Origin of the sequence: Dyadobacter crusticola DSM 16708 (assembly GCF_000701505.1) — a bacterium.
Classification (GTDB): domain Bacteria; phylum Bacteroidota; class Bacteroidia; order Cytophagales; family Spirosomataceae; genus Dyadobacter; species Dyadobacter crusticola.
The window spans coordinates 347,784-365,974 of sequence record NZ_JNJB01000006.1 but is presented as its reverse complement, the minus strand read 5'-3'; the positions used below and the strand labels follow the sequence as shown (position 1 = coordinate 365,974).

The 18,191-nt window shown below is 46.3% G+C and carries 13 protein-coding genes; 7 read left to right on the top strand and 6 right to left on the bottom strand.

Features of this window, described 5'->3' with window-relative positions:
- Positions 1–11: 11 nt before the first annotated feature.
- Entirely contained in the window at positions 12–410 is a 399-nt protein-coding gene (locus tag Q369_RS0110000) for a response regulator transcription factor (RefSeq protein ID WP_031527669.1), read from the top strand.
- An 18-nt stretch (positions 411–428) separates the two neighbouring features.
- Here the strand turns inward: Q369_RS0110000 and Q369_RS0109995 are convergent, their stop codons facing one another.
- The 3 genes from Q369_RS0109995 to Q369_RS0109985 form a co-directional block, all read right to left on the bottom strand.
- Positions 429–4,286: a hybrid sensor histidine kinase/response regulator gene (locus Q369_RS0109995; protein WP_169739245.1), complete on the bottom strand. Its 3,858-nt coding sequence runs from the start codon at positions 4,284–4,286 to the stop codon at positions 429–431.
- A gap of 386 nt (positions 4,287–4,672) precedes the next feature.
- A complete protein-coding gene (locus Q369_RS0109990) occupies positions 4,673–5,548 on the bottom strand; it encodes a manganese catalase (protein WP_031527667.1) in 876 nt (291 codons plus the stop codon).
- Positions 5,549–5,613: 65 nt separating this feature from the next.
- On the bottom strand, positions 5,614–6,072 hold the full coding sequence (locus Q369_RS0109985) for a hypothetical protein (RefSeq protein WP_031527666.1): 459 nt from the start codon (positions 6,070–6,072) through the stop codon (positions 5,614–5,616).
- A 268-nt stretch (positions 6,073–6,340) separates the two neighbouring features.
- Here Q369_RS0109985 and Q369_RS27615 point away from each other — a divergent pair, with 268 nt between their 5' ends.
- Positions 6,341–6,991, top strand: a complete 651-nt coding sequence (locus tag Q369_RS27615; RefSeq protein ID WP_310588976.1) for an oxygenase MpaB family protein — start codon at positions 6,341–6,343, stop codon at positions 6,989–6,991.
- 83 nt (positions 6,992–7,074) lie between these two features.
- Here the strand turns inward: Q369_RS27615 and Q369_RS0109975 are convergent, their stop codons facing one another.
- Positions 7,075–8,490, bottom strand: coding sequence for a DUF4270 family protein (locus Q369_RS0109975; protein ID WP_031527665.1), 1,416 nt, complete (start codon positions 8,488–8,490; stop codon positions 7,075–7,077).
- 470 nt (positions 8,491–8,960) lie between these two features.
- On the opposite strand from Q369_RS0109975, the gene Q369_RS0109970 reads away from it, so the two are divergent.
- Together Q369_RS0109970 and Q369_RS0109965 are read left to right on the top strand one after the other, a co-directional pair.
- Positions 8,961–10,001: a Kelch repeat-containing protein gene (locus tag Q369_RS0109970; protein WP_031527664.1), complete on the top strand. Its 1,041-nt coding sequence runs from the start codon at positions 8,961–8,963 to the stop codon at positions 9,999–10,001.
- On the top strand, positions 9,998–10,345 hold the full coding sequence (locus Q369_RS0109965) for a DUF4907 domain-containing protein (RefSeq protein ID WP_031527663.1): 348 nt from the start codon (positions 9,998–10,000) through the stop codon (positions 10,343–10,345). The genes Q369_RS0109970 and Q369_RS0109965 overlap by 4 nt, the downstream gene beginning before the upstream one ends.
- Before the next feature lie 20 nt (positions 10,346–10,365).
- On the opposite strand, the gene Q369_RS0109960 is transcribed toward Q369_RS0109965, so the two are convergent.
- Together Q369_RS0109960 and Q369_RS0109955 are read right to left on the bottom strand one after the other, a co-directional pair.
- Positions 10,366–11,532 (bottom strand): glycosyltransferase family 1 protein, encoded by a 1,167-nt coding sequence (locus Q369_RS0109960; RefSeq protein ID WP_035333214.1) that lies wholly within the window; start codon positions 11,530–11,532, stop codon positions 10,366–10,368.
- 377 nt (positions 11,533–11,909) lie between these two features.
- A complete protein-coding gene (locus Q369_RS0109955; RefSeq protein ID WP_031527661.1) occupies positions 11,910–13,001 on the bottom strand; it encodes an endonuclease/exonuclease/phosphatase family protein in 1,092 nt (363 codons plus the stop codon).
- A gap of 166 nt (positions 13,002–13,167) precedes the next feature.
- Here Q369_RS0109955 and rimP point away from each other — a divergent pair, with 166 nt between their 5' ends.
- The 3 genes from rimP to infB all read left to right on the top strand — a co-directional run bounded on the left by rimP (position 13,168) and on the right by infB (position 18,133).
- The gene (rimP, locus tag Q369_RS0109950; RefSeq protein ID WP_031527660.1) at positions 13,168–13,650 is read left to right on the top strand and encodes a ribosome maturation factor RimP; all 483 of its coding nucleotides are present in this window, start codon (positions 13,168–13,170) and stop codon (positions 13,648–13,650) included.
- Between the two features lie 87 nt (positions 13,651–13,737).
- Positions 13,738–14,979 (top strand): transcription termination factor NusA, encoded by a 1,242-nt coding sequence (gene nusA, locus Q369_RS0109945; protein ID WP_031527659.1) that lies wholly within the window; start codon positions 13,738–13,740, stop codon positions 14,977–14,979.
- Positions 14,980–15,052: 73 nt separating this feature from the next.
- Positions 15,053–18,133, top strand: coding sequence for a translation initiation factor IF-2 (gene infB, locus Q369_RS0109940; protein ID WP_031527658.1), 3,081 nt, complete (start codon positions 15,053–15,055; stop codon positions 18,131–18,133).
- Positions 18,134–18,191 lie beyond the last annotated feature (58 nt).

The window sequence follows — 18,191 nt, the reverse complement described above, 5'->3', positions numbered from 1 at the left end:
TAGAATTTATTATGAAGAAGTTTAAACTAGCTATCGTCGAAAACGACGAGGATGAGCGCTTCTTTATGGCAGATGCATTCAACGCGTCTCAGGGTTTCGATATCGTTGGTGAGTTCAGCAATGGCGACCAGCTCTTTGAGTGGCTGAACACGCGCCCCGACACTTTGCCAGAATTGATCTTGTCCGATCTGAACATGCCGGGCAAAAACGGTTACGACGTAATCATGGGGGTGAAAGCTAATTTCCCCCAAATCCCGGTGGTAATTACCTCTACTTCTTCCGTTTCATCTACCCGGGAGAAGTGCGTAGGGCTGGGTGCTCGGGAGTTTATGGTCAAGCCTGACATTTTCATTGCATACGATCGCTATGCTGAAAGCTTGTATCAGCTGATCAGCAACGACAGCAAGTAAAGTATTGGGAATAGGCGCTTAGACGCGACCGGAAGAGACATCCAGTTGAGGTTGCTGTATTCTGGAGTAAGCCTTTTTTAATACTTCCTTGATCTCTTCAAGCTTCATAGGCTTTGCCATGTAATCGTTCATGCCGATACTCAGGTATTTATTCCTGTCTTCGATCATTGCATTTGCTGTTAAAGCAACAATGTAAGGTACCAATGGATTTTCTTGGCGGATAATCTTTGTAGCCTCAAAACCGTCCATTTCCGGCATTTGTACATCCATTAACACCAGATCGTACTGCCGCTGTGCGAGGTTAGCGAGCACTTCCAGTCCATTGTTCGCGATCAGAATTTCGTAACCGAGCTTATTGAGGACATATTCAATGAATTTCTGATTCACCTGATTGTCCTCCGCTACCAGTATCCGTAATGGGTATTGTGAGGCGAAATCGGTTTCCAGCACTTTGGATTCACTTTGCTGCGCTGCTCGGTGGTTGCGCCCGTCAGACATTTTGTTGGTGTAGCCTGTTGTAATGTAGAAGTGAAATGACGAACCCTTTCCGTAATCACTTTCTACCCGGATTGCGCCACCCATTAACCTGACCAATCTTTCACAAATAGCAAGTCCAAGACCGGTGCCGCCGTACTTGCGGTTAACAGAGGAATCAACCTGTGAAAAGGCCTTAAACAAGCTGGAAAGGCTATCTTCTTGAATTCCGATACCCGTATCTTTCACCGTAAAACCGACCTCAACTTGTCCCCGGTCCGGTTCGGAATGGAGGTAAGCAAGTACAGTCACCTCTCCTGAGGATGTGAATTTCACCGCATTGCTGATCAGATTCGTCAGTACCTGTTTTAAACGCAGGCTATCACCTACCAGGTAATGCGGCAGGTCGGGGTCAATTTCAAAGCGCAGGTTAATCCCCTTCCGGGAAGCTGTCAGAGCAAAAAGGTCGATCATCTCTTCGATCGTGGGCCGCAGCTCGAACTCATAATCTTCGAGATCAATTTTCCCGCTTTCAATTTTCGAAAAGTCGAGAATGTCGTTAATCACATTCACCAGTGTTTCGCCGCAGGCGGCGATTGTTCTGGTATAATCTTTCTGTTCGTCAGTCAGTTGTGTTTCAGAAAGCAGCGCCGTCATCCCGATCACACCATTCATCGGTGTGCGGATTTCGTGACTCATCGTCGCCAGGAAGATACTTTTGGCCTGATTGGCGCGCTCGGCTTCCTCGCGGGCAAACTGTGCTTCTTCATGCTGCTCGTACAACTCCTCTGCCTGAACCCGCAATTCCTCCGACTGCGCCTGCAGCTCTTCATTCAAGGCTTGTAACTGATCAGCCTGCGCGTGCAGCTCTTCTGATTGCCGCTGAACCACCATTGTACGTTCTTCGACGAGCCGCTCCAAGGTAGCCTTTTGCCTTACGATGGATTTGACGCGGTAGGTATATAGCAGATATATGAGGAATGCAGCGAGGATTATACCTAACAAACGGAACCACCAGGTTGCCCAGAACGGCGGTTTGACCTTAATCACGAGTGTTTGAGCGCCCATTACCCACTCACCGGAAATACTCTGCGCCTTTACCTTAAAGTGGTATTCTCCAGCCGGAAGATTGGTGTAAACGGCTGTATTCTTGCTTCCTACGTAATTCCATTCTTTGTCAAAACCTTGCAGGCAATAAGCGTAATTGCGGCGCGTCGCTATGAAGTCCAGCGCTGCGTAATCGATCGCGATAAAGGATTGGTTGTGAGATAAGGTAAGCTCGCTGGCTTCGGATATCTCACCGTCAATCACCGGCGTGAGATTTTCCGTGTCGGTCGAATTTGCATTCCTGTTAAATACTCTGAAATTGGTAACAACAACTGGATAAGTTTCGTGATCGCGCCTGATCTCAGCAGGATTGAACTTGTTGAAACCATTGACACCACCAAAGTAAATATTGCCCCTGCGATCTTTATAGACTGATTTCTGCTTGTATTCGCGTCCTTGTAAACCATACTCTACAGAATACACCTCAAATTTGCCGCGTTTCGGATCAAATCTGGAAAGCCCGCCCGCCGCGCTGATCCACAGCATTCCGCTATCATCCTCCACGATAGCCTGCGTTGCATTACTGATCAGCCCGTTTTCAGTTGTATACTTTTTCGACTTGCGCGTTACCGGGTCGAAACGGATCAGGCCTTTGAGCGTAGAAAGCCAGAAAATACCGGTTTTATCCTCCGTTATGCTGTTAATCGCCCCATTGAATAGGTGCTCTCCTGTTGAGATTGAAAATCGGGTAAAGGAATCAGAAGCGGGATCGTAGCGGTTAAGCTGGCCTTCATCTGTTCCCATCCACAAATCACCTTTTTTGTCGACGAGAAAACAGTTGATCGTGTTATCAGAAAGCGTTTTTGGGTCATCGGGAGTACTCAGGTAATGTTTGAAAACCTTTGTTGCAGGATCAAAAACATCAAGCCCCTCGCCATAGGTGCTCAGCCACACCCTGTTGTCAGCTGTATGCGCAATTGCATACACATTGTTGGAATACAATGTGTTGGCTGCATTCTTCTGACTTTTGAACACATCAGACCGTCCGGTTTTAGGATCAAGAACTGCAAAGCCGTCCCCCCAAGTACCGATCCATAACTTCTGTTGTTTATCTGGTATTATGGTCAGCACAAATTTGCTAATTGCTTTCCGGGCGGCAACCAGCATTGGATTGTCTACGAACTTCTGTGTTTTGGTATCGAAAAGGTTCAGTCCTCCCCCATCTGTGCCAATCCAGATATTCTCTTCCGCATCTTCATAGAAGCAGAGTACCGCATTGTTTGTGAGACTGTTCTTGGAAGCATTTCGACGAAAATGGTCGAAGCCGTTACTCTTTTTATAAATACTCACTCCGCTGCTGTACACACCCAGCCACAGGTTGCTCTGACTGTCCCGGTAAATGCAGTCCACAGAATTGCCTGCTACACTGCTCAGGTCGATTTCGTCATGCAGGTGAGTCGTGAATGTCCAGCTATTTGTATTTAAGATGTTTAACCCGCCATTCTCGGTACCTACCCAAATCCCGTCTTCGCTCTCATTGATGCTGGTAATGCTGTTGTTTGACAAACTTCCAGGATTAGCCGGATCACGCCGAAAGCGGCGGAATGTACCATTTTCAGGTTGGTATAGATTAAGCCCATTCTGATATGTACCTACCCAGATATTTCCTTTTGAATCCTGAAATAAAGCACGCACATCATCCCCCGAAATAGAAGCTGCATTGTCCCGGTCGTAAGTGAACTTCTTAAATGATTGCGATTTTCTGTCGAGCAGGTTCAAGCCAGCGGAAGTCCCTGCCCAGATGTTATTTTGCTTGTCACAGAATACAGTATTGACATTATCCGCGCTGAGACTCTGCGGATTGGCAGGATCGAATTTGTAGTGGGTAAGTACATACCCGGTTTCAGGATCGAAACAGTCGAGCCCGCCTGTGGTAGCGAGCCACAGTTTTCCATTTTGATCAAAAACAATGCGATTGACAAAATTCCCGGCGATACTCTGCTTGTTGTTATAATCAAAAACGTATGATTTAAACTTTTTCCGGGCCTTGTCAAGCATATTCAGCCCGCCGCCACTCGTTGCTACCCAGATATTCCCGGCCTTGTCTTCCGCTATGCTTGTTACAACATTGTTGCTAAGCGTGTTCTGATCACGCTCACTATTTTGATAAATCTTGAATTCATGTCCGTCATATCTGTTCAGCCCGCCGTTCGTTCCGATCCATATAAAGCCTTTTGAATCCTGAAATATACAATTGACATTATTATCGGTGAGACCGTTTTCAGTAGTGAGGTGACGAAAATGAATGGGTTTGCTTTGCCCAAACGCAAGTATAGGAACTAACTGAATCAGCAAGGCACAAATAAACAGGCAAAGGCGCAGCTTCATGCTTTTAGAGGAGCGTAAAATTACTTTGTAGATTTTGTAGTAAGTTACATGTAAAAAAGGGATTTTTCACCTCTTCATAAATCAGGAAATGATAAATTAGAATTGTTTAAAACATCTCATTCACTGTAAGATATTAAGCAGTGAAGGGAAATAATTGTAGAATGCATTGCACAGATTGCGCGGTACGCGATAATTAGCTCATCAGAGTTTTTAAAAAGACTGCCAAAATAATATCAAAACATAGTTGCTGATCAATCTCGTAAGAAAAAAAGCCACTGACTGTAAAGGTTTCCCTCACAATCAGTGGCTGCATCACTCACTCACTCACTCACACAACTAAGGTGGTTGTTCGACTAGCTAGTTATAAAGTCTTTTACCTGATCCAGAAAACCGGAATCAGGTCTGATACCTTGTTCTAGCTGTCCGTGCACTTCTTTATCAGCTGGTGCAAGAACAGGCACTCCGCCTACTGGCTTGCCCACTTCCACACTGAATACCCCTTTTCCATCAATGGAAGCCCCCTCGGTCCAGCGACCTGATGGTGTAGCATTTCCATCGACCCGGGTAGTTATAAATTTGTAAGCGACATCCTGATTTTGCAGCTCCTCGGGGAAGCTGTTTGGAATCGGATGCCCTTTTTCAAGTCCAAGTTCTTCTAATACTGCCATCCATTGGTTCTGGTGCATTGTATCTCTTGCAATCAGAAATGCGAGCATATCCTTCATTCCTGCATCGTCAGTCATTTCGTATAATCTTGTAGCCAGCACGCGGCCAGTTGATTCCGCCATTACATTGGCGTGCATATCGGCTGCGATGTTTCCGCTGCTGACAATCCATGATCCGTTGAACGGCACACCATTCGCATCAGCGGCCATCGCGCCAAGTCCGGCAGAAAGAATGTGACGCGGATCGCGTCCACCCATTACGGCTTCCACCATTGGGTTACTTGCCACCATCTCGTCTTTCACTGCTGTTGATGAGCCTTCCAGGTTCAGACACACCGCAGTTGCAAGCATTTCGATGTGCGCTATTTCTTCTGTTCCGGTCTCCAGGAGCATGTCTCTGTATTTCTGAGGTCCTCTGCTGTTCCACGCTTGAAACAGGTACTGCATACAAACGCGCATTTCTCCTTCTATACCGCCGATTGCTTGTTGAAGCAGTTTTGCGAACTGGGGATTGGGCTTGTCAACCCTTACATGATACTGGAGTTTTCCATCGTGATAAAACATAAGAAAATAGTTTTTAGTTGAAAATTGATCCGCTTTGGTAAAAACTGTGCCAGTTGAAAAACCCGTTATCCGTACATCACCAGCGCACGTGGCGGGATCGTCAGCCGGAGAGATTTTCCATTGCGGTCTTCTACATTCAATTCTCCGGGAATTGAATGCGGACCAAGCAGGCGGTGCATTTTAGTACCGGAAGGGTGCAGTCCATTGTCAACAGTAACATGCACGACAGCCTCGCTCCGCCTGTGTAAGTTGATGACGCACAGTATCTCCCGCGCTTCAAAGATCCGCGACCAGGCAAGTACACAGGTACCATCTTCGTTAGTCAATCCGGAGAGCTGAAAATCGATTCCATCTACGGAAATAGCACGCCAATGATAGCTACCAAATTGTAACGGGGGTTCATTTTGGATGAGTGACAATAATGCCTGGACTTCGGAGTCTCTGTGTCTGTATTCTTCGAAAAAAACACGGAGTGCGGCCTGATCACGTGCATTTGCCCACGAAGAATCTGGTGAAGTTTGCATAGCTAATTTATTGCCCGTCGGGCGTTAAAGGTATATTCGCTACCAGAGTAGCACTGCTACTGAGCAGCGGGTGCGAGGTTAAATAACCAGACCAAACTTTTTGGCCCGTCATCAAACGGATGTGAGATACTACAGACTGATTTTGCGTTGTTACGGCATGGGATATTTTGTTGAAAAGCACTCTATTGTGCGACAAATTTAGGGAAAGAGTGACACGATCCTCTTCATTTTTGCGGGAGCCTCGGCTGAGTTCGCGCTCAGCAAAGCTGTGGATTGGCTGTATTTTACGAACCGTTTGCCGGCAGATCCGTTAGGGCGGCTCTTCTCCACAGTTTCCTATGCCCGGAAAATTGTTTTTTCAGAAGAAGAATCAGCGCTTCGCGCCATTGACACAATGGCTACTATACACGCCGGAGTAGAAGCAAAACGCGGCCAAAGCATTCCCGACTGGGCTTACCGCGATGTTTTGTTCATGCTCATTGACTACTCGATCCGCTCTTTTGAGGTTCTGGAACGAAAACTTACAGAAGCTGAAAAGCAGGAGGTATTTGGTGTTTTTTACAAAGTCGGGAACCGGATGGGTGTGAAGGGCCTGCCGGTGACATTTGAACAATGGCGATTAATGCGTCAGGAGCATTTACAGCAAAATCTGGCACATAGCCACTATACTGATGATCTGTTCAAGCAATACCGAAAGCATCTGGGTACGGTGCGTTACAAGATACTCACGGAGGCTCAGATCCTGGTTGTCCCTGCCAGGGTCATTGAACTGATGCAATTCAGGAAATTTTCTCTGCTGAACCCGTTGCTTGGATTATATCAGATCAGCAGGAAGTTGGGAATGGACGGGCTGTTGAAAGCGCTGATCCTGCCTGCGAAATACAAGGCTGAAATCAGGGAACTGGATGTGGCAATATAAATGCAACTATTATTAACAACAATGCCCCGCTGACAGTAAGACAGCGGGGCATTTCTCGTTATGAAAGAATTAGAGGTCGCCTGCTAAGGCGTGATCCTGGTATAATACAGTTCCAATTTGACGCCGGGATCATCGCTTTGCTGATCTCCGAAAACGAGCCGGTTGAATGTATTTGTAAAATCGGTGTTTGCCGCAGGGTAAGTACTGCCGGCGTCTGGATTAAATTGCGAAGTACGCAACACCAACGCACCCACGTCGCCTGATTCGCTGGTCAACAAATCTGTTACATATGAACTGATGTCCAGCAGGTAATACTGTTTATTAGTAACCAGATCGTCAACGTAAAGGGCCGCTATCGGAACCGGAGTGACGCTTGCAGTTGTCAGGCTATATAGTGGTACAGGAAGCTGGATCTGACTTGGACCAAAAGGTTGAACATAAAAATCATTATTTCTGTCAACCCTGTAAACGTATAATGCCGGCGGGGCCTTGAACTGGTTGGTTACGGACAGTCTTTTGGGAGTGATTCTCAAAAACGCCCGGTTTGCTGCTATATACTTCTGAAACCGGAGGTCGCGAACAGTCGGCAGATCAATGCGCGTCATGATACCGGTCCCAGCCTGGATAAATGCGGTGTTGCCAGTCTGAGAGGTAGGATACGATACCCTTCTGGTTACAGGGAGGTTGGCGATCTGCGTGCCTGTCCTGTCGCTCAGTACCTGATTGAAAATGTTGGTGTTCTGTATTACAGTCGAATCTCTTCGGATACCGTCAACCTCTGGCGTATGGAAGTACAAATTAACTGTTGCACCGTCTGACCTGAAACCGACAACTGCGCCTTCATCATTCGCAGCCCCTTTTATTACCAATCCTTTCAGCAGATTGATCCATTCCGTATTGGAAGGTATCAGATTGGCTTTGGCTTTTGCAAAAATATCTTTACCCAGCACATCGGACAGGCGAATAACCAGTCGCTTGCTGGTGAATGGCCGAGGCGCAAGTTTAACCGTACCAAGCGGTGCCGCATCGAATGGAATGCTATTCGTACTAAAATACACACCCTTGTCGCGGATATCCGATTGCAATTTATGGACGCTCAGATTCATCGCTTTGGTTGTATCCCCGTATGTATAGTTATCGTAGTACATGGATAGTACCAGGGAATCATAAACCGCCTCTTGGCCCATTGTAAGGCCATTGTTTATGCCAGGCTGAAAAAAACTCGCGGCTTGTATTTTCCCAAAGTAAGGATCAGTAAACCGGCCTACTAACATGCGGCCCGCAGATCTGGTCATTACGGAATCCGTAATAACGGTGGAAAGCTGCACCCGTGCAGTGTCAGAAAACCCTACCGTAAAATCATCAGGATTGGGCTGAACCAATGCTCCAATCTCATCGCCTGTGGGCTCGCAGGCAATCATGGAAGCAGACATTCCGAATATAAACAGCAGTGGAGAGGCCTTGAATAATCCTTTTAAATAACCAGACTTGAATTTCATTGAGAGCAAGACAGTAAAAAATGCAAAACTACCATATGTAAGCTTATTTACAATATGTATGTGACAATTAGCAGCCGTTATCAAAAGTGACCGCCACTTGCAACAAACAAGCGGAGCGGCACGTATTGCTTTTCGGAAGGCTTTTTGAACTATACGCGACAGCCGGCCGAAAAGTGGCAAGCCTAGTTACAAACGCATTTTCTGCCGGACCTATTTCAACTAATTGCACATATAAGTTGTCAGGAAAAAGCAGTATTACGGTGTTGGCAACATTCCTGAGTGAATCCGCGTTAAAAGTAACTGACCGGTAAAGTTTTGGACAAAAAAGCCCCTATAATTTTTACTTAGCAGGTTGAAGATATTATGTTTGCAAAAATTTTGTGTAAAAACACCTTTATCCGCACAGGCACTTAGCCCTGAAAAATCTTGTCAGTATTCATTTGTATCAATTCGTCAAACTATATTTTTTCATGTTTAATACTTTAAAAAAGACTTCGTTAGCCATTGTAGTTGCTTCACTTGCATTTGCTCAGATCAGCTGTAAGGATGATGATCCGGCTGCAGATCTGCAGGGAAACTGGTTCCGTAAAGATCTTCCCAGCTTCGGCGGCTCGGGAAGAACCAGGTCTGTAAGTTTCGTGATTGGCGATGTTGGATATGTGGGAACTGGCTATACGAATGAGACAGTGGCGCGGGTTAAAGATTTCTGGGCGTACGATGCGTCTGATAAAATATGGTCACAAGTAGCTCCTTTTCCAGGAACAGGCCGCAATGATGCCACTGCATTTGTACTTGACGGAAAAGCTTATGTTGGAACAGGTTATGATAATGTAACAACTGTTGATAACGGTTATAAGAAAGACTTCTACCAATTCGATCCTGCTACAAACAAGTGGAAAGGAATCGCTGATTTTCCTGGAACCCGTCAGTACGCTTCATCTTTCGTTGTAAACAACAAAGCGTATGTGGGACTAGGATATAATGGAAGCAACTACTTCCAGGATTTTTACGAATACAATCCAACCACCGACAAGTGGACCGAAATGGCTACTTTTATAGGTGGTAAACGTGCAGGCGCATTTGCATTCACAATTGGCGGAAAAGGATATGTTGGCTGCGGAAGAAGCAACTCTACGGTTGCGACAAATGATATTTACAGCTTTGACCCTGCTGCAGGTAGCGGAAAGGGTGCCTGGACCCGCATTGATTTTCCAAATGATGACGTGAAAGAAAATTTTGACGCCAGATTTAACGGCATCGCACTTACGCTGGGCGATAAAGCTTACATCATCGGTGGTGACAATAAATCTGACGTTTGGGAATTTACTCCGGGGTCTAACAGCTGGGTTGAAAAAGCAGGTTTTGAAGGGCAGCAGAGAGGTTATGCTGCCGGATTTTCTATTGGTAACCTGATTTACTTTGGCACAGGAAGTTTGTCTGGTACAGGTGGAACTGATGATTTCTGGGCATTTGATCCAACTGTCGCAAAAAATGACGACGACAACCAGTGATCAATAAGAAGACTAGTATTATTACAGTTATTTGCTTGCTGGCCTTCGCTGTTGCAGCTTACCTGCTTTTCACTAACAAAAGCAGCAGCTTCACCGGCGAAGGCCGGTCTGCTTTCAGGGTCGAGACCTTTCAAAAAGAGACCGGCTGGGCTTACCGGATTTATCAGGATACCATCCCAGTGATCGAGCAGGCAACGATTCCGGGCGTGCCGGGCAACAGCGGATTTCGCTCCGAGGAATTGGCAAAAAAGACGGGTACCCTGGTCACACAAAAGCTTGATCAGGGCATTTTCCCTCCTACCATTTCACTTGCAGAACTTGACAGTCTAGGCGTTAAATATTAAGAACGTCAAACACGCTTTTTTCAGACACTCCTTTGCGCCGGAAGCTTCGCACGGTACAGTTCGATGATCTCAGTCGACTTCGTGCTGTCAATAATTAAAGCTTTCATTTGCTTGAATGTGTTATCCCAAGAGTTATCCTCCAAAAGTCCATCCACAAATTCCAGCCATTCCGCACCAGGCAGTTGCGCAACATGCCCATCGATAATTTCTACAAATTCTTCGGCATTTGAGGCAATTGACACTGCGCCGTTTTCCCCATATCCCGTAATCACGTCCCGGATCGCAGTTGAAACCACCGGCTTACCAGCTGTAAGGTATTCAGGTGTTTTTGTCGGACTGATGAAGACAGTCGATTCGTTAAGCAAGAAGGGGATCAAAGCAACATCCCACCCTGCCAGATACTTAGGTAGCATTTCATAGCTTTTTGAACCCAGGTAATGAATGTTTGGATTCGCCGGTAACATAGCAGGGTCTATCTTAACAACGGGACCAATCAGGACGATCTGCCACTCAGGTCGCATGGTAGCTATCTGTGCAATCAGGTCTGTGTCAAATCGCTCGTCGATGACACCATAAAACCCTAGCTTAAATCCTTCGATGCAAGCCTGGTCTGCCGGGCATTCGCAAGCTTCTCGTGCCTGCTGAAAATGCTGCTTGTCAATGCTGCTCGGGAATGGATGGATGTTTTCGTGCTGGTGCCGCTTGGCTTCGTAAAGCGAGTGTCCGCCTGTGAATACCACGGATGCGGCATTCATAAGTTCTCTTTCTAACCTCTTCAATTCTGCCGGAGCGAATTTGAATGCGGAAAGTTCATCCATGCAATCGTAAACAATGCAGGCGGGATCAAAGTCGGCGGAGAATTTCAGCGCCATGGGTGTATAGTACCAGAAAATGCAATCAGACATATCTACGTCCGCCAGCATCGATACCAGCAATTTATGGATATTGAAGTTGATCTGCTCCGCGCTAAGGCCGTGGGGTAAGTGAGGTACACAAACCCAGAGATGGTCTAACCGGCGGCTAACCACCATCGCAGGCACAACATCCTTTTCAAAAATGGGTTCTTCTACATAATATACTACCGATTCGGCAGCGAAACGGCTCATTAGGTGTTGTGGGCGCTGATAAACAAAATCCCAGCGTAAATGGGAAAAACAAACCAGGTTACTCGGTAATTGGATCTGCATGACTCTTAAAGATTTAAATAGCTTAAGAAAATAACTGGTGCTTGCCGGCAGTAAAGATCGTACAACGTACACGGCACTGTTAGCAAGGCTGATGGGTACACATTGGAGATAATACCCTATTTGATTCTGGTTTGTTTTTCCATAGTTCCCATGATTTATGTTGATGAATGCACGCGACCTTAGCAAATACTGTACCGGGTAAAAGGCCTAACAGGAATTTTGAGCAAAAAAAAGCCTGAAAGTGGCTCAAACAGGTTTTAAGCCTGGTAATGCCGTCGCAGCGCCGGGTTAGAGGGGTGAGGTTGTGAGAACAAGAAGGGGCAATGTAGCTGTGGTAAATGCAAGCGCCTTCACAGCTGCGGCTTAGTTAAACGTGATTATTGGTCACTAAAACGATAAGTGCCTGTGATAGGATAATGATCTGAGTATTTAACATCACGGTGAGTGGTGAAATTGAGCAAATCAAGCTTTTTGGAATCGTAAAACTGATGATCGATCCTGATAAAGTAGGGAATGTGGTTGAAAGTGAAGCCAAAACCAGTACCCTTTTCCTCAAATGCATTTGCAAAGTCCCTTCGCAGCTCACCATAGACATATCCGTAAGGAATTTCATTGAAATCTCCGCAGATCAATACCGGATAAGGTGAATTCAGGGTCCAGGCCTGCAGAGCGGCTAGCTCTTTTGATCGCTTTTTAAAACCATCTTTCATTTTACCGAAAGTAAACTTACCCTCCTTTACAACACCATCCATTTGCTTTTGATGAGCCAGCCGGCTGAGGTTCAATGTCATCGAGTATAAGTGAAGAGCAACTACCCTCACCGTGTCACGCCCGATCGCAATGTCAGCCCGGATCATTCCATTTTGTGCCTGAAAGATTGTGTCGTGCTGACTAATAATGGGGTATTTTGAAAAAAGCGCGAGACCCAGATACTGCGCCTCCTTGTGCTTCCTGGATCTTTCAAAATTGACTGAATAGCGATATCCCTGCTTCCTGAAATATTCAGTGGTACGGAACAGCTTAACATCCTCGTCGTAGAATTCAGGCATACACAGAATGTCGGCATTAGTTCCTGAGATCCATTCTTTCATACTGGCGATCTGCTGTTTTGTAGCAGGATCCCGGCGATTGGAATTAAGCATAAAAACGTGTGCATTATAGCCAAGTACCTTGAAGCTGCGTTTCTGATCTTCTCCCGCATCCGCCTGATTTCCAAATGCAAAGGTACGTGGCAAAAAAATACAGCCGACAGCAAGTGTAACAAGGGGCAGCAACGCTTTTTTTGACCCAAACAGAAACCAGACAGGTACCGAAACAATATGTACGATCATCACAACCGGGAAAGACATCATCATGAAACCGGCGATCCAGCCGTCAAATGGAGTCCACAAAACGAGTCCGTAAACAAGGAAGGTGTAGAAGACAAAACACGTATATAAAAACCACAAAAACTTTATCAATCCCTTCATTGTAGAAAATCAAATTTTGACAAAAATAGGCACTGGTTATCAATTTTGAAGAGTCGCAGTCAGTTGTAGTTGTGATAAAATAGTTATATATTTGCATCCAATTCTATTTTGATCGATTGATTGAGGGGGACATTAATCCCCTTTTTTATTTGCATTAAGGTCTTTCATGACAATAAAGGAACATTTAGAAGTCTTACTGGCTCCTCTGCTGGAAAACGGTGATTGTTATTTGGTTGACATCATCAACAAACCTTCCAAGCTTAGCCAAAAAATAACAATACTTGTTGACAGTGACCAGGGCATTACTATCCAGCAATGCACTTCTATCAGTCGTCAGCTGGCCAAGCAGCTCGAAGAGCTGGACCTGATTTCAGAGGCTTACACACTCGAAGTTTCTTCGCCTGGCCTTGACCATCCATTGGTACTGCCACGTCAATACACCAAAAATATTGGCAGAAACCTGAAAGTCACTTTGAAAACAGGTGAGGCGGTAACCGGCAAACTAACCGAGGCGAGCGAGGAGGAGATAACAATTGAGCTGCCGTTGCCAAAGAAAAAACCGAAAGTACCTGTTGAACCCGGCGAGCTTGTCCGCAAAATCGCGCTGAGCGAGATTTCGAAGACGCTGGTTGAAATTTCATTTAAATAGAATTACGGGCCGGAATGCCGGAGCTGGCTTGTAATCAATGGCATAATATGTATAACTTAGTATCAGCAAATATTCTTTCAATAAGCAATGGATAGCGGAATATTAATTGAATCATTCGCGGAGTTTGCAAACTCTAAAAACATCGATCGCCCTACGATGATCAGTGTTTTAGAAGAGGTTTTTCGTACTATGATTCGTAAAAAATATGGTACAGACGATAATTTCGATGTGATTATCAACCCAGAGAGCGGTGACCTTGAAATGTGGCGTACCCGCGAAATCGTTGACGATAATTCGGAAGATATCTGGGATTACAATAAAATACCGCTCGCGGAAGCACGCAGAATCCAGAGTGACTTTGAAGTAGGCGAAGAAGTTGCAGAAGAAGTTAAGCTGGTTGAATTTGGCCGCAGGCTGGTTCAAACCGCACGCCAGACGCTGATCCAGAAGATCAAGGACATGGAAAAAGAAATCATGTTTGAGAAATATAAGGATCAGGTTGGTGAAATGATTACCGGGGAAGTGTATCAGACACTCCGTCACGAGGTCATTATCATGGACTCAGAAGGAAACGAACTTTCATTGCCCCGGAATGAGCAGATTTCTAAGGACCGCTTCCGTAAAGGAGAATCCGTTAAAGCGGTGATCCACAAAGTAGAAATGAATAACGGTTCTCCGAAGATCACATTATCAAGAACTTCTCCTGTATTCCTGGAAAGGCTTTTTGAAGTGGAGATACCTGAGATTTACGACGGCATTATCTCAGTAAGAAGAGTAGTCCGTGAACCAGGCGAGCGTGCAAAAGTAGCAGTAGAATCTTACGACGACAGAATTGATCCGGTAGGCGCCTGCGTAGGTATGAAAGGATCCAGGATCCATTCAATAGTGCGTGAACTTGGAAATGAGAACATCGATGTAATCAACTATACGGATAACCTTGAACTGCTGATCAGCAGAGCGTTAAGCCCTGCAAAAGTAAGCTCTATGCAGATCGACCGGGATGCGAAACGCGTATCGGTGTTCCTGAAACCGGATCAGGTATCGCTCGCAATTGGTAAAGGTGGCCAGAACATTAAATTGGCCGGTAAGCTGGTTGGAATGGAAATTGACGTGTTCCGCGATGTTGAAGAACAAAATGATGAAGATGTCGATCTGACGGAGTTCTCTGATGAGATCGATGAATGGATCATCAGCGAGCTGCACAAAATCGGTTTGGATACCGCGAAAAGTGTACTTGCCCTGAGCAGAGAGGAGCTCGTGAGAAGAACTGACCTCGAAGAAGCGACGGTAGAAGAAATACTGGAAATCCTTCGTAAAGAATTTGAATAATAATAATTGGCGGCATCAATCGCTGTGATTGAAACTGCCACAATGCAAAACTTTTTTTCTATTAATTGCTAATATGGCAGAAGATAAAATGATGCGCCTTAGCCAAGTGGCACGGATCCTGAACGTGGGAATTACTACGATCGTGGATCATCTGTCTGCCAAAGGGTATAAGGTGGAAACAAACCCGAATACCAAAATTAATTCCGACCAAATCGAGTTTCTGGCGAAAGATTTCAAGTCCGATGACCTGCGTTCGTCATTGTCTCAGAAACCTGCTGCGCCGCAAGAAGCTCCTGCTGAAATAAAAGAGGATAAAGTTAAAAGCGATGTTGACGGGATCTTGTATTTCCGCAATGCGCAAAAGGCCGAAGAAAAGCCGGTAGCAGAGCCACAAGCTCCTGCCACAGCCCAGCCTGCTTTTGAAAATCGTTTGCCGGGGATTAAGGTTGTTGGAAAAATTGATCTTGATCAAAAGAGACCGGCACCTGCTCAGCCGGCACCTGCGCCAGTTCAAGAGCAGAAACCTGTCGCTGAACCAGCACCGGAACCTGTAGCAAAAGAAACCCAGCCAGCCCCTGCTCCTGTTAAGGAGCCCGAAGCTGCGCCTGCACCTGCTGCTGCGCAACCCAAAGAAGAGGCTGCACCTGTGGCCCCTGTTGCAGAGAAATCAGAAGAGCCGCAACAGCCTAAGCAAGAAAAAGCACCCGAACCAGCCGAGGCTCCGAAACCTGCCACGCCTGAGAAAGAGCCAGCTCCTGCTGCTGAGCCCGCGCCCGTGGCTGAGCCCGTTGAAGCTGCTAAGCCAGCTGCTGCTACTCCGGTTGCAGCCACTGAAAGTGAGCCTGCGGGATCTGAGCTGATCGAAGCACGCGGAGAACAGCTGCGCGGATTGCGTGTAGTTGGCAAGATCGAGCTTCCTTCTGATAGAGCTAAAAAGAAAGACCCAGTTGCATCCAGCAGTGATACTGCTGCAGATAAAAAACGCCGCAGAAAGAGAAAACGGATACGCGACGGAGCTGGCTTGCCAGGAGATAACAAACCGGCAACACCCGCAGCAACTGATGCTGCAACCGGCCGGCCACGCGAAGGAAGTGCACCTAATGCGGCACGTCCGGGTACACCTGCTACTGGTAGTACAACAACGCAGCCAGGAACTGGCCAGGCAAATGCAAGACCTAACACGAATACAAATACCAATAACAGAAGTGGTGCCGGCAATAACCGAAGAGGTGGCCGACGCGAAGAGGTTTCTGACAAAGAAGTATCAGACAATATCAAGGCTACAATGGCGCGTATGGGCGGTGGTAACACCAGAAATATGGCCCGTGGCGGAAAAGGCGGACGTCGTCGTGACAGAGCAGATCAAAACGATGCAAATGGCTTCGGTGATGAGGAAACAAAAGTATTGCGCGTAACAGAATTCGTTTCGGCAAACGATTTGGCTTCATTGATGGACGTAACAGTCCAGGAAGTTATCTCAGTTTGTATGAGCATGGGTATGTTCGTTTCGATCAACCAGCGTCTCGATGCAGAAGCAATCACATTTATTGCTGATGAATTTGGCTTTGAAGTTGCGTTCATCTCCGCGGAGGAAGAGGTTCAGAATGATGTTCAGGAGGAAGTAGATGATGAAGAAAGTCTGCTGGAAAGAGCTCCTATCGTTACAATTATGGGTCACGTTGACCACGGTAAAACTTCGCTGCTCGATTATATCCGTCAGGAGAACGTAGCTAGTGGTGAAGCAGGTGGTATTACCCAGCACATTGGAGCTTATAGCGTAAAAACAAAAACCGGCAAGCAGGTTACATTCCTGGATACACCGGGTCACGAAGCATTTACAGCGATGCGTGCACGTGGTGCCAACGTTACCGACGTTGTTATCATTGTAATTGCAGCGGACGACAGTGTGATGCCCCAAACACGTGAAGCGATCAACCACGCACAGGTGGCAGGTGCGCCGATCGTATTTGCATTCAGTAAAGTAGATAAGCCAGGTGCCAACACCGAAAAAATTCGCGAGGAGCTGGCCAATATGAACTTGCTTGTTGAAGAATGGGGCGGTAAATACCAGACCCAGGAAATCTCGTCCAAATCAGGATTGGGTATCGATGAGCTGCTAGAAAAAGTATTGCTGGAAGCAGAGCTTCTGGAATTGAGAGCGAATCCTAACCGCAGAGCTGTTGGAACAGTAGTGGAAGCGTCGCTTGATAAAGGACGTGGTTATGTAACTACTATCCTGGTGCAGACAGGTACATTGAAAGTGGGTGATGTTGTCCTCGCAGGCTCACATTACGGTAAAGTGAAGGCAATGACCGATTATCTTGGTAAGAGGTTGAAAACTGCCGGACCTTCCACACCAGTGCAGCTGTTGGGACTCAACGGAGCGCCACAAGCTGGTGACAGGTTTAATGTCTTTGAAAATGAGCGTGATGCCCGTGATATTGCTACTAAACGTGAGCAAATTCAGCGTGAGCAATCGATCAGGACCCGCAAGCACATTACGCTTGAAGAAATTGGCCGTCGTAAGGCGATTGGTAGCTTCCGCGAGCTGAACCTGATTGTGAAAGGTGACGTGGATGGATCAGTTGAAGCACTTTCGGATTCATTACTGCAACTTTCTACTTCCGAAGTTCAGGTTAACATCATCCACAAAGCAGTGGGTCAGATTTCCGAATCAGATGTAAACCTTGCGATTGCTTCGGATGCGATTATCGTAGGATTCCAGGTGAGACCTTCTTCAAATGCGAAGAAAATGGCCGAACAGGATCAGATCGAGATTCGTCACTACTCTGTAATTTACCAGGCGATCGACGAGATCAAGGATGCGATGACAGGTATGCTCGCTCCGACAATCGAAGAGATCATTACCGGTAACATAGAGATCCGCGAGGTGTTCAAAATCAGCCGAGTAGGCACGATTGCAGGTTGTTACGTGACAGACGGTTATGTAAAACGCAGTAATAAGATCCGCGTAATCCGCGATGGTATCGTGCTTTACACAGGTGAGATCGACTCTCTGAAACGTTACAAAGACGATGTTCAGGAAGTAAGAAATGGTTATGAATGTGGTTTGAGTGTTAAAAACTACAACGACATCGAAATCGGCGATATTATCGAAAGCTTTGAGCTACGTGAAGTGAAAAGAACACTGTAAGCCGGTTAACCGGTCTGAGTTTATAGATAAGAAGAATAGCCTGTTCCTTTGTTGGGAC

What these genes read in the sequence shown, in the direction of transcription:
- Q369_RS0109975 (WP_031527665.1), bottom strand. Translation starts at nt 8,490, where the DNA reads ATGAAATTCAAGTCTGGTTATTTAAAAGGATTATTCAAGGCCTCTCCA.
- Q369_RS0110000 (WP_031527669.1), top strand. Translation starts at nt 12, where the DNA reads ATGAAGAAGTTTAAACTAGCTATCGTCGAAAACGACGAGGATGAGCGC.
- Q369_RS0109970 (WP_031527664.1), top strand. Translation starts at nt 8,961, where the DNA reads ATGTTTAATACTTTAAAAAAGACTTCGTTAGCCATTGTAGTTGCTTCA.
- infB (WP_031527658.1), top strand. Translation starts at nt 15,053, where the DNA reads ATGGCAGAAGATAAAATGATGCGCCTTAGCCAAGTGGCACGGATCCTG.
- Q369_RS0109960 (WP_035333214.1), bottom strand. Translation starts at nt 11,532, where the DNA reads ATGCAGATCCAATTACCGAGTAACCTGGTTTGTTTTTCCCATTTACGC.
- nusA (WP_031527659.1), top strand. Translation starts at nt 13,738, where the DNA reads ATGGATAGCGGAATATTAATTGAATCATTCGCGGAGTTTGCAAACTCT.
- rimP (WP_031527660.1), top strand. Translation starts at nt 13,168, where the DNA reads ATGACAATAAAGGAACATTTAGAAGTCTTACTGGCTCCTCTGCTGGAA.
- Q369_RS0109985 (WP_031527666.1), bottom strand. Translation starts at nt 6,072, where the DNA reads ATGCAAACTTCACCAGATTCTTCGTGGGCAAATGCACGTGATCAGGCC.
- Q369_RS0109955 (WP_031527661.1), bottom strand. Translation starts at nt 13,001, where the DNA reads ATGAAGGGATTGATAAAGTTTTTGTGGTTTTTATATACGTGTTTTGTC.
- Q369_RS0109990 (WP_031527667.1), bottom strand. Translation starts at nt 5,548, where the DNA reads ATGTTTTATCACGATGGAAAACTCCAGTATCATGTAAGGGTTGACAAG.